Below are 11,921 nucleotides of genomic sequence, written 5' to 3'. Positions count from 1 at the left end.
ATAACAACTAGAAGGTATCCAGATGGCGGATGAACAACTGCAACAGGGCGTACTGAAGCGGGGGCTGAAAAACAGGCATATTCAGCTGATCGCACTGGGCGGCGCGATTGGTACAGGGCTGTTTCTCGGCTCCGCCGGCGTGCTCAAATCGGCAGGCCCGTCGATGATCCTCGGCTATGCCATTGCCGGTTTCATCGCCTTTCTGATCATGCGCCAACTGGGAGAGATGATTGTCGAAGAGCCGGTCGCCGGTTCCTTCAGCCATTTTGCGCACAACTACTGGGGTAGTTTTGCCGGCTTCCTGTCCGGCTGGAACTACTGGGTGCTGTATGTGCTGGTGGGCATGGCCGAGCTGACCGCCGTTGGCAAATATGTGCAGTTCTGGTGGCCCGAGGTCCCCACCTGGGCCAGCGCGGCGGTGTTCTTCGTACTGGTCAACCTGATCAACACGATGAACGTCAAAGTCTTCGGTGAAATGGAGTTCTGGTTCGCCATCATCAAGGTCGTGGCAATCATCGGCATGATCGCCCTCGGCTGCTACATGCTGGTCAGCGGCACCGGCGGTCCGCAGGCCTCGGTGAGCAACCTGTGGAGTCACGGCGGTTTCTTCCCCAACGGCACCAACGGTTTGCTGATGGCGATGGCGTTCATCATGTTCTCCTTTGGCGGCCTGGAACTGGTCGGCATCACCGCCGCCGAAGCCAGCGAGCCGAGAAAAGTCATTCCCAAGGCGATCAACCAGGTGGTTTACCGCGTATTGATCTTCTACGTCGGCGCACTCACCGTGCTGCTGTCGTTGTACCCGTGGGACCAACTGCTACAAACAATGGGCGCTTCCGGCGATGCCTACAGCGGCAGTCCGTTTGTGCAGATTTTCGCCTTGATCGGCAGCGACACCGCGGCGCAGATCCTCAACGTTGTGGTGCTCACCGCAGCACTCTCGGTCTACAACAGCTGCGTCTATTGCAACAGCCGCATGCTCTACGGCCTGGCGGAACAGGGCGATGCCCCCAAGCCACTGATGAAGCTGAACAAACGGGGCGTGCCGTTACGGGCGCTGGGCGTATCGGCGCTGATGACGATGTTGTCCGTGCTGGTTAACTACGTCGCCCCGCATGAAGCGCTTGAGTTGCTGTTCGCGCTGGTGGTCGCCTCGTTGATGATCAACTGGGCGATGATCAGCCTGACGCACCTGAAGTTTCGCAAGGCCATGGGCCAACGCGGCATCGTCCCGGGCTTCAAGGCATTCTGGTCGCCGTACACCAATTACCTGTGCCTGGCGTTCATGGCCATGATCATCTACGTGATGTTGTTGATTCCCGGGGTGCGTGCGTCGGTCTACGCGATCCCGGTCTGGGTGCTGATCCTGTTCGTGTTCTACCGGATTCGGGTCGCCAGAACTCGCGCGTTGTCGGTCGCTTAATAGCCTTCAGCCAGTCGACAAAAAGCCCCGGCATTCGATGAGTGCCGGGGCTTTTTTGTATCTCGGGTCAGAGGGTCGAACGCACGCGCCACAACTCCGGAAACAGCACGGTGTCGAGCATCTTGCGCAGATAACCCACACCTTCGGTGCCCCCGGTACCCGGTTGGAAGCCGATGATCCGCTCAACCGTGGTGACATGGCGGAAGCGCCATTGACGGAACGAGTCCTCAAGGTCGATCAGTTTCTCCGCCAACTGGTACAGATCCCAATACCGCGAAGGGTCGGTGTAGACCACGCGCCAGGCGGCTTCGACCGAGGCGTCATACGCGGTCGGACTTGCCGGGTCGCGCTCGAAGCGCTGGGGATCAATCGCCAACCCTGCGCTGACCATCAACCGAATCGCCTCGTCATACAGCGACGGCGTGGCAATCGCCTTTTCCAGCTCCGCCAACAGTTCCGGCCGGTGCGCATGCGGACGCAACAGCGTTGCACTTTTGTTGCCGAGGATGAATTCGATCTCGCGGTACTGGAACGACTGGAAGCCCGATGACTGGCCCAGAAACGGCCGGATCGCGTGGTATTCGGTCGGCGTCATGGTCGCCAACACCGTCCAGGCATGCACCAGTTGATCGAAAATCCGCGAGACCCGCGCCAGCATCTTGAACGCCGGTGGCAACTCGCCCAGCCTGACATGCTCACGAGCCGCCTTGAGCTCGTGCAGCATCAGCTTCATCCACAGCTCGGACGTCTGATGCTGGATGATGAACAGCATCTCGTTATGGTCCGGCGACAAGGGGTGCTGGGCACTGAGAATCTTCCCCAGATCCAGGTAATCGCCGTAGCTCATGGAGTCGGAAAAATTCAGCTCGGCGTTATGCCATTCTTCTGGCGGGTTTGAAGGTGACTGATCTGAAGAATAGGGACATTGGCTCATTGAGCAGGCTCCTCAAGTGACGGTTTGTTCAGTGGACGCAAAATAGCCCTGACCGGACTGGCGTCCAGGTTGGCAAACCGCAGCGGCAGCGCAATCAGTTCATAGTCGCCTTCCGGCACGTCATCGAGCACGATGCCTTCGAGAATCGCCATGCCATGGCGGGCCACTGCGTTGTGCGAATCCATGGTCTTGGACTGTTGAGGGTCCAGCGACGGCGTATCGATACCGATCAGCCGCACGCCAAGGCTCGCCAGTAGATCGACGGTTTCCTTGGCGACTGCCGTGAAATCCGGATCCCAGGCCGTCAGCGGCGCCTGTTGATAAGTGCGCAGCAAGACGCGCTCGGGCAGATCGGCAAGGCGTCCTTCCAGTTGCCCCGGCTGAACCAGGCGACCGCTGTCCAGACAATGCAAGACGCGACACGGCCCGATATAGACATCCAGCGATACATCGCCGATGGCTGCACCTTCGGCGCTGTAATGTAACGGTGCATCGACATGGGCGCCGGTGTGGGGAGACAGGGTGATGCGACCGACATTCACCGGGCACTCGGGGCCGAAGGTCCAGACGCGCTCTTCCTGAAACGGCGTATCACCCGGCCACGTCGGTGTTGCGGTGCTCAAGGGCGGGCTGATATCCCACCACGACATTGTTTTTTTCATTGCATAGCTCTCGACAACTCTCGCGTGAATGATACGAGTGATGCCTGTGAAGATTCTTGCGAAATCCATCGGGAACGCCCAAATGTTTCGCACTTAATGCCAAGAATTTGAAGTTTAGCGGATGGAAATTTCAATGCGTGAACCGGACTCCTGGATGCCCGCTTGAGCAGGTTTGATCGATAGCGCGTTTCTGGACAGCTGAGTGTCGAGCACAGACAACTGACACCGAGCCGGGCGCTATAGGGTGCGACTTCAGTCCTGCCTAACGCTCGGAGTCAGCATGTCCAAACCCATTACCGTTCTTCGCGATACCCATCCACTGCCGGTGCTTGATGCCTGCAAATGGGAGAAACTCGAAGGTGACCCGCACACCGTCAACCTCAACGCCTACACCAGCGAAGACGGCAGCAAGATCATGGGCACCTGGATCTGCACACCCGGCAAGTGGTACGTGGAGTATGTGAAGTGGGAATACTGCCACTTCCAGGAAGGCTACTGCGTGATCACCCCGGACGGCATGGAACCGATCCATCTGCGCGCGGGTGATATTTTCGTCATTGAGCCGGGCATGAAAGGTACATGGGAAGTGGTCGAGACCGTACGCAAGTACTTCGTTTTCGCCTGATTCAGCAATAAAAAACCGAGAGCCCACCCGACGTGGGCTCTCGGAAAAATATCTATTGGAATGCGCCGCACTTGTGGCGAGCGCGGCTTTTGTGGCGAGGAGCTTGCTCCCGCTGGTTCGCGAAGCGGACCCATGAGGCCAATGCGACTTGTCAGATACGCCGCGTGTTCAGGATTGACGACTGCTTCGCAGCCGAGCGGGGCGTTGCGGCGTTCCGACAAGCTCCCTCGCCACAATCCCGCCCCCCCTATCAGGGTTTGCGATAGCTGTTGATGATTGCCGAGAAATCCTTGCCGCCTTCGCCACGCTGACTCATCGCCTGATACAGCTGCTGAGCCACCGCGCCGAGCATCACCGGTTGATGCGCCTGACGTGCAGCTTCAGTCGCCAGCCCCAGGTCCTTGAGCATCAATTCGGCACCAAAACCACCGGTATAACCACGCGACGCCGGTGCTGTTTCGACGATACCCGGCCACGGGTTGTACATCTCCGAACTCCAGCAACGACCGGTCGAACTGTTGATGATCCCCGCCAGCACCTTGGTGTCGATGCCTAGGGCATCACCCAGGGCCATGGCTTCGCTGACGCCGACCATGGAAATCGCCAACAACAGGTTGTTGCAGATCTTGGCGATTTGCCCGGTGCCGACTTCACCGCAATGCACAATGTTGCGGCCCATCTGCGCCAGTACCGGTTGCAGGGTGGCGAACAATTCCGGCGTGGCGCCGACCATGAAGGTCAGCGTCCCGGCCGCAGCGCCACCGGTGCCGCCGGAAACCGGCGCATCCGCCATGGCCACACCTTGCTTGGCCGCCGCCGCGGCGACATCGCGGGCGGTCTGCGGGTCGATGGTGCTGCAATCCACGGCGGGAACGCCCTTGGCGATCCCGGCCAGCACGCCGTCTTCACCCAGCCAGACGCTGCGCACATGGACAGCGGCCGGCAGCATGGTAATCACCAGCTCTGCGCCTTGGGCTGCTTCACGCGCCGAAGCGCTGATGGTGCCGCCCAGTTGCGCCAGCTCTGCGAGTACGGCTTTGTTCAGGTCGACCAGGTTCAGCGAATGGCCAGCCTTGATCAGGTTGCGCGCCATCGGCGCGCCCATGTTGCCGAGACCGATAAAAGCGATTTTCATGTCCGGCTCCTTAACGCAAATTGATGGTTGTGTTCACACCGTCATTGACGCTGTCATCGTCGAACCAGCGACTGGTGACGGTCTTGGTTTGAGTGTAGAACTGCACCACTTGCTTGCCATACGGACCGAGGTCGCCAAGCTTGGAACCGCGCGAGCCGGTGAAGCTGAAGAACGGAACCGGCACCGGGATCGGGATGTTGATGCCAACCTGACCGACGTCGATTTCGTTCTGAAATTTACGCGCCGCGGCGCCGCTCTGGGTGAACAGGCCGGTGCCGTTACCGAACGGGTTGGCGTTGACCAGGGCAATGGCCTGATCGAGGGTGTCGACTTCCAGCACCACCAGCACCGGACCGAAGATTTCCTGAGTGTAGATCTGCATGTCGGTGGTCACGCCGGAGAACAGGGTCGGGCCGACAAAGTTGCCTTTTTCGTACCCGGGGACGGTGATATCACGACCATCGAGCTCCAGTTTTGCGCCTTCCTTGATGCCGCTTTCGATCAGATCAAGAATCCGCGCCTTGGCCCGTTTCGAAATCACCGGACCAACGTCAGTGCCCGGCTCGCTGCCGGCATTCACTTTGAGTTTTTGCGCCAATGCCTTGAGGTCTGGCAGCCACTGCTTGGCCGCGCCCACCAGCACCACCACCGAGGTGGCCATGCAGCGTTGACCGGCGGCGCCGAAGCCGGCACCGACCAGCGCATTGAGAGCTTGCTCACGATTGGCATCGGGCAGTACCACCGCGTGGTTCTTGGCGCCCATCATCGATTGCACGCGTTTGCCGTGTTTGCCGGCCAGGTCGTAGACGTGAGTACCGACTGCCGTCGAACCGACGAACGATACGGCCTTGATGTCTTTGTGGGTGCAGAGCGCGTCCACCACATCCTTGCCGCCGTGAACCACGTTGAGCACGCCGGCTGGAATGCCCGCCTCGATGGCCAGTTCCACCAGCAGCATGGTCGACATCGGGTCCTGTTCGGACGGTTTGAGCACAAAGGTGTTGCCGCAGGCGATGGCCATCGGGAACATCCACAGCGGGATCATCGCCGGGAAGTTGAACGGCGTGATACCGGCGCAGACACCGATCGGTTGGCGCAGGGTGTAGGTATCAACACCGCCCGCGACGTTTTCAGCGAATTCGCCCATTTGCAGGCTGCCGATGGAGCACGCGTGCTCGACCACTTCCAGGCCACGGAAAATATCGCCTTCAGCATCGGCGATGGTTTTGCCCTGCTCGGCGCTGAGGACCACGGCGATGCGCTTGGAGTGCTCGCGAATCAACGCCTGAAGCTTGAGCATGATGCGCATCCGCGCGCCAATCGGTGTCAGCTTCCAGGTCTGGAAGGCACGATGAGCGGCGCTGATCGCGGCGTCGACTTCCGCAGGCGTAGCGAACGGTACTTTAGCCAGCACTTGCTGGGTTGCCGGATTGACGATGTCGTGCCATTCGGTGGTCTGGGACTCGACCCATTGGCCGTCGATCAACAGCTTGACCTTTTGCACAGTGGTTTCTGGCGTGAGCGATGCGTTCATGACGGTCTCCTGGACTTGTTGTTATGCAGGGAGCCAAGGCGAGAAAAGTCGCCTTGTGATGAGGCGTGTGTCGCGAATTGGTTGTCGGACTGTTTTTGGAGTATAGATGTGCAAACTTCTAATAAGAACGCACATAAAATCCGGTCCAACATGCAAAAAAACATCACATCGTTAGGCTCGTTGAACTGGGACGACCTGAAGTTTTTCCTCGAGGTCGCCCGTACCCGCAAGGCCAGCAGCGCTGCCAAACGCCTGGCCGTGGATTACACCACCGTGTCACGGCGGATCAGTTCGCTGGAAGGTGCATTGGGGACATTGTTGTTCGAAAAATCACGGACCAATGGCTTTGTATTGACCGCCGAGGGCCAGCGTTTACTGGGTTATGCCGAATCCATAGAAAGCACACTGCACATGGCGTGCGAGCAGGTGTCCGGCTCGGGCGTGGCATTATCCGGCCATGTGCGGATGGGCTGCACCGAGGGGTTCGGGAGTTTTTTCATCACCCCGCAGCTCAGCCACTTCGTCGATGCCTATCCGGCGATTTCGGTGGATATCCTGCCGCTGCCGCACTTCATCAGCTTGTCCAAGCGCGAGGCAGATATTGTCATCGCCCTGGAACGCCCGGAACACGGCCCTTACGTCTGCTGCAAACTCTGCGACTACCGTTTGCAGCTGTACGCGACCCAGGATTACCTCGACCAACACCCGCCCATCCGCCGCCCGGCAGATTTGGGCAAGCATCAGTTCATCAGTTATGTCGACGATCTGGCATTCAGCTCGGAGCTGCTGTACCTGGCCAATGTACTGCCCGGCGCCAGCGCCAACCTGCGCAGCACCAGCGTAATTGCGCAATTCGTGGCCGCGCAGCAAGGCCGCTCGCTGGCGATTCTGCCGTGCTTCCTGGCGGCCCAGGATCCACGACTGCTGCCGGTGCTGCCGGAGGAAATCAACATCACCCGGCAATTCTGGATGTACTGCCGCGAGGACCTGCGCAAGCTCAAGCGGATTACTTTGCTCTGGGACTACATCCGCGCCGTGACCGAGCAGAATCAGGCACTATTGATGGGTGAAACCCGAACGATGTACTTCGCCGACTGACAGCCCTTCAAGGAATCAGGTAGCGGCGTCGTAACGAGGTCAGCAGGCCTTTGCCAAGGTTTTGTGACAGGGATTGGTACGCAACTTGTGACATCGAAGGGCTGGGGGGATGGAGTTCGTTCACGCAAGCTGCAAATGTCGCTCCCTTCACCTAACGTCCAGATGATAACCTCACGCCTCAATGTGCGGTTTACACCGGCACGATCAGCATGCTTCAAATGCCCACCGGGTGCATTTTCAGCACTCCTGGGGCAGTAAAACAAGGACGTAAACACATGAGCAGGGAGATCATCCTGATGCGCCATGGGCAGCCGAATCTGGCCGTGACCAACAAGGTTTCAGCGCTTGATATGAAACGCTGGATCGAGCAATACAATCTATCCGAAATCATCAACCAGCCCGCCCCAGAGGCGAGTGTGCAACTGGCCGCTACCGCCCAAGTGATTGTATCGAGCAGTGCGCCTCGGGCTCTGACATCCGTTCGGGCGTTGGGCCTTCAGCCCACCCTGGTAGACGCGATTTTCTGCGAGGCGCAGCTGCCCCATGGCCGCTGGACACTGCCGCGTCTTTCACCGTTTACATGGGCATTTATCCTTCGAGTCTCATGGTTATGCGGTTTCTCAGGGACGGTCGAGTCTTTCCGTCAGGCCAGGATTCGCGCCAACGAGGCCGCTCAACAACTTCGATCCCTTGCGAGCGCAGGCCCGGTCCTGTTGCTCGGTCATGGAGTCATGAATCGAATGATCGCCAAGCAGTTGGAGGCTGCCGGATGGACTCGCCAGAAACGCAATGGCAACCGTTACTGGAGCGCAATGGTCTATCGAATGAATCAGAGTTAAGGCACGTCGATAGAAACCGGGACACACCCGGCTTATGACATGCAAATGCATCCGTGAAGTGACTGAGCAGAATCAAGCGCTATTGATGGGGGAAACCCGCACGAAGCACTTTGCCGACTAGTCCGCGATCACCACAATCGATACCCGGCGATTCTCGGTGCGTCCGGCGGTGGTGGTGTTGGATGCCACCGGCTCGGCGCTGCCAAGGCCGCGCAGTCGAATGTTCTCCTCGCGCAGGCCAACGCTGGTCAGCACCGCGCCGACACTCTTGGCGCGGCGAAGGGAAAGTTGCTCGTTATAGGCCTCTTTACCCGACCCGTCGGTGTGACCATCGACCCGCACGCGCTCAATGCCGGCACCGTGCAATGCCTTGCCGATTCGCTCAACGATTTCGGTGCTTTGCGGGTTCAAGTGATCAACGTCGCTGCCAAACAACACCTTGCCCGACAAACCGAAGGCCCAGCCCTCCTCGGTCAATTCGAAACCCTGCTGTTTAAGCACCATGATCTGCGCCGGGCTGAGGCCTTTTTGCGGCGCGGTCTGGCAACCGCTCACTGCCAGCACGGCCATGAGCAAGGTAAAGGTAAAGAATCGCAGGGAACGCTGGGTCAGTGAAAACAAGGCTGTTAACTCCTGGTTTGAACATTGGCGACAAGGTGCTCCGACCCTGCCGTGTATTGCCCGCCTCGGGCGAGGCGTTTGGCTTGATACATTGCCGCATCGGCGGCATCGAGCAGGGTACCGGGTGTGGCGCCATGATCAGGATAAATCGCAATGCCAACGCTGAGAGAGGTCAACACCTGGGTATCGCCTGGCAACTGAACCGGCAGCTCCATGCTGGCGATGATCTTTTCGGCAATTCGTTCGGCGTCTTCGGTTTTGTGCAACGGCGTCAACAGCACAGCAAACTCGTCACCGCCCAAGCGGGCGACCAGGTCCTCTTCACGCAATTGCGCCCGGACTCGGGTTGCCACGGCAACCAGCACGGCATCGCCAGCAGCGTGGCCGAAGTTGTCATTGATACCCTTGAACCGATCGCTATCGAGAAACAGCACGGCAACCCGTTCATCGTGTTTGTTGGCATTACGTAACGCGCGAATCAGTCGACCTTCGAAAAACGCCCGATTCGGCAAACCGGTGAGGCTGTCATGACTGGCCTGGTGGGCCAGCGTTTCGTTTTCGCTTTGCAGGTGGGTTTGCCAGGACTCCAGCTCATCAAGCAAGGCATTGAAGTCGTTGCCCAGACTGTCGAGTTCGGCAATGCGTGCTGGCGGCACACGACGATCGAGGACCCGCTCCTGGCGCGCGGCGTGAGCGACCTCGGCAAGGCTGCGCAGTGGGCCGGTAATCCCGCGTAGCTGACGGCGTGCCAGATACAACGCGACCCAGGCGCTAACCGCCGTACACAAGACAATCCCGGCCAGACCGCTGAGCAAAAAGCGCATCAGACTGCCGCCATGCCCGGTCAGCAGGATGCTGCCGATTTCCTGACCTTGATGGAGGATCGGTATGTTGATCGGCTTTTCCAGAAGCGATCGAGCGATCTGCATTTCCAATTCGGAAACCAGACCGGTTTCCGGTCGCTGCCAACGAGCGAGCAGTTGGCCCTTTTCATCGAACACCTGGGCATCGGCCACTTCTTCTGTGGACGCGATCAGCGCCAGCGCTTCGGTCGCCGCCGCGCTGTCGTTGAACACCACTGCAGCTTCCACCGTGTAATTGATCGAACGGGCAATCAGCTGCAGGTTGTGATCGGCATACACCCGCAAGGCCAGTACCCCGAGCAAGGTCAGGGACAGACTGGCCATGGCCACGCCAACCAGCGCAACGATCAGGTGTCCACGGCCAATGACCGATTGCAAAGTTGGGCGGTTGCCGGACCTGAACAGGTTCATGGGGCCGCCGCTTTACGGCGAGAGAGTTGCAAGACGCTGGGGTGAATGCGCACACCACTGCGGGCTACCGAGTCGAGGTTGACCTCAAACGAGACTTGATGGTCACTGACCCGCAGGCAGAACAGGCTGCCTACCGTGCATTGATCGCCCCCCTCGCTGATACTCAGCACCGGATGGCCTGTCAAAGAAGCGAAGAGCGTGCTGCGCTCTTCATTGGTCAGTTTACCGATGTAGATTGCGTCACACTCACTGGCGATCGCCGGGTAATTGGCCAACAGTCGCCGAACGATCACCGGACGCCCCGTGGCTTGAGTGGTGCCTTTGACTAAATCGTCGGTGTACTCGGTGGGACCGACCACGCACAAACGCAATTGCGCGGGCTCCACCGGCCAGCGAGCGTAGCTGAGGATTCCCAACACCACTTGAGTGACCGACATGGCGCGCTGATCAGCCATGCTCGGTGGCGCCTGCAACTCAGCGAATACAGGAAGGCTCAACAAACAGAAAAGGCCGGCCAGCAGCAGCTGCTTCCAGCCAGCAATGCGTTCTGTCGTCCAGACAGCCAGCTTCATGCGGGAATTCTCGTTGATCGTCATGGATGATGCCGCAACGATAGCATATCCGGTGAAATGCTCACGAAAGCAGCGAGTATTGATAGGCGACTATTTGTTTATAAAATCCTGAAGTAACAATTTGGGGTTTCCTATTTTTCTCTGTTTCACCCCATGTCTACCATCGGCACCAACGTGACCTGTAACCGCACTGCGGTCCTAATAACAATAAAAGCTGACAGCGACGTAAGTGAGAGCGGATCCACCGAGATCCGACTCATGAACACCTTTTGCTACTGCCATAACAGCTCGATTCGGTCATGCACCGGCGTCGAGCCTTGAGTAGTTGAAGGCGTCGTGGAGGTTCACCGATGAAACTGGAAATATTTCGTACCCTCTGGGGCTATAGCGCGAGCAAGGCCCAGGCGCTCGACGAGTTGCTGGAAGCCGGCTTCGATGGCATGGAAGCTCGCCTGCCGTTGGACGTCCGCGAACGAACCGAGTTCGGCGCCTTTCTAAAAGCCAATGAACTGGCTTACATCAGCACCGTGTTTACCGCTTATGACGTGCTGCCGGAACAATCCGCGTCGCCCACCGAACACCTTCTTGATCTGGACAAAAAGCTCGCTTGGGCTGCCGAGCTCAATCCACGCTTCGTCAATGTGCTGGCCGGCAATGACCGTTGGCCGCTGTCGCAGCAGGTGGAGTTCTTCGGCCAGGCCATGGCGCTTGCACGCAAGCACGGGCAATTCTGCAGCTTCGAAACCCACCGCTCACGTTCACTGTTCAACCCTTGGCTGACGCTTGAACTGATCCGGCAGCTACCCGACCTGCGGTTCACCAGCGATATCAGCCATTGGGTCGTGACGTGCGAGCGGTTGTTGAATGATCCGGCGGATGATCTGAGTGCCTTCGTCGAGCGCGTACACCATATCCAGGCCCGCGTCGGTTATGACCAAGGCCCGCAGGTTCCCCATCCCGCCGCCCCGGAATACGCCCGGGAACTGGCCTTCCATCAACAGCACTGGGAAGCCATCTGGCACTCCCAGCAGGCTCGCGGCTATCAGGTCAGCACCCTGACGCCTGAGTTCGGTGCCGACGGCTATTTGCACCACTTGCCCTTCACCAATGTGCCGGTCGCCGACCTGTGGTCGCTGAATATCTGGATGGCCAACACAGAGCGCGAACACTTCAATCGCTTCAATCACTCAACCCTCGCGTGAGG

12 protein-coding genes are annotated in these 11,921 nt (G+C 58.9%); 5 read left to right on the top strand and 7 right to left on the bottom strand.

Annotated elements, in window-relative coordinates:
• The first annotated feature begins 22 nt into the window (after positions 1-22).
• Positions 23-1,423, top strand: a complete 1,401-nt coding sequence (locus tag AC1RJ3_RS28000; protein WP_493081677.1) for an amino acid permease — start codon at positions 23-25, stop codon at positions 1,421-1,423.
• A gap of 67 nt (positions 1,424-1,490) precedes the next feature.
• Here the strand turns inward: AC1RJ3_RS28000 and kynA are convergent, their stop codons facing one another.
• A complete protein-coding gene (gene kynA / locus AC1RJ3_RS27995) occupies positions 1,491-2,357 on the bottom strand; it encodes a tryptophan 2,3-dioxygenase (protein WP_493081675.1) in 867 nt (288 codons plus the stop codon).
• Positions 2,354-3,019, bottom strand: a complete 666-nt coding sequence (gene kynB, locus AC1RJ3_RS27990) for an arylformamidase (protein ID WP_493081673.1) — start codon at positions 3,017-3,019, stop codon at positions 2,354-2,356. The genes kynA and kynB overlap by 4 nt, the downstream gene beginning before the upstream one ends.
• Before the next feature lie 280 nt (positions 3,020-3,299).
• Between kynB and AC1RJ3_RS27985 the strand changes: the two genes are divergently transcribed.
• Positions 3,300-3,644, top strand: a complete 345-nt coding sequence (locus AC1RJ3_RS27985) for a cupin domain-containing protein (protein ID WP_019691702.1) — start codon at positions 3,300-3,302, stop codon at positions 3,642-3,644.
• Between the two features lie 250 nt (positions 3,645-3,894).
• Here AC1RJ3_RS27985 and mmsB read toward each other — a convergent pair whose 3' ends face one another.
• The gene (gene mmsB / locus AC1RJ3_RS27980) at positions 3,895-4,779 is read right to left on the bottom strand and encodes a 3-hydroxyisobutyrate dehydrogenase (protein WP_429539884.1); all 885 of its coding nucleotides are present in this window, start codon (positions 4,777-4,779) and stop codon (positions 3,895-3,897) included.
• A 10-nt stretch (positions 4,780-4,789) separates the two neighbouring features.
• A complete protein-coding gene (locus AC1RJ3_RS27975; RefSeq protein WP_054594128.1) occupies positions 4,790-6,313 on the bottom strand; it encodes a CoA-acylating methylmalonate-semialdehyde dehydrogenase in 1,524 nt (507 codons plus the stop codon).
• Positions 6,314-6,463: 150 nt separating this feature from the next.
• On the opposite strand from AC1RJ3_RS27975, the gene AC1RJ3_RS27970 reads away from it, so the two are divergent.
• Positions 6,464-7,411, top strand: coding sequence for a LysR family transcriptional regulator (locus AC1RJ3_RS27970; protein WP_347928069.1), 948 nt, complete (start codon positions 6,464-6,466; stop codon positions 7,409-7,411).
• A gap of 275 nt (positions 7,412-7,686) precedes the next feature.
• On the top strand, positions 7,687-8,250 hold the full coding sequence (locus AC1RJ3_RS27965; protein ID WP_103319005.1) for a histidine phosphatase family protein: 564 nt from the start codon (positions 7,687-7,689) through the stop codon (positions 8,248-8,250).
• Between the two features lie 117 nt (positions 8,251-8,367).
• On the opposite strand, the gene yfiB is transcribed toward AC1RJ3_RS27965, so the two are convergent.
• From yfiB to yfiR, 3 genes are read right to left on the bottom strand one after another with little or no spacing between them, the layout of a single operon-like run.
• Positions 8,368-8,871, bottom strand: coding sequence for an outer membrane lipoprotein YfiB (yfiB, locus tag AC1RJ3_RS27960; protein WP_493081669.1), 504 nt, complete (start codon positions 8,869-8,871; stop codon positions 8,368-8,370).
• Positions 8,872-8,876: 5 nt separating this feature from the next.
• On the bottom strand, positions 8,877-10,145 hold the full coding sequence (dgcN, locus tag AC1RJ3_RS27955) for a diguanylate cyclase DgcN/YfiN (RefSeq protein ID WP_054594132.1): 1,269 nt from the start codon (positions 10,143-10,145) through the stop codon (positions 8,877-8,879).
• Complete coding sequence (yfiR, locus tag AC1RJ3_RS27950) at positions 10,142-10,717, bottom strand: regulatory sequestration protein YfiR (protein ID WP_493081667.1); 576 nt, start codon at positions 10,715-10,717, stop codon at positions 10,142-10,144. Before yfiR ends, dgcN begins: the two co-directional genes overlap by 4 nt.
• Positions 10,718-11,067: 350 nt before the next feature.
• Between yfiR and AC1RJ3_RS27945 the strand changes: the two genes are divergently transcribed.
• Positions 11,068-11,919: a sugar phosphate isomerase/epimerase family protein gene (locus AC1RJ3_RS27945; RefSeq protein WP_489111826.1), complete on the top strand. Its 852-nt coding sequence runs from the start codon at positions 11,068-11,070 to the stop codon at positions 11,917-11,919.
• Positions 11,920-11,921: the final 2 nt, after the last annotated feature.

The sequence above is a fragment of the Pseudomonas sp. GW822-FHT04C11 genome, from assembly GCF_058800905.1.
This window is presented reverse-complemented; position numbering and strand designations above follow the sequence as displayed.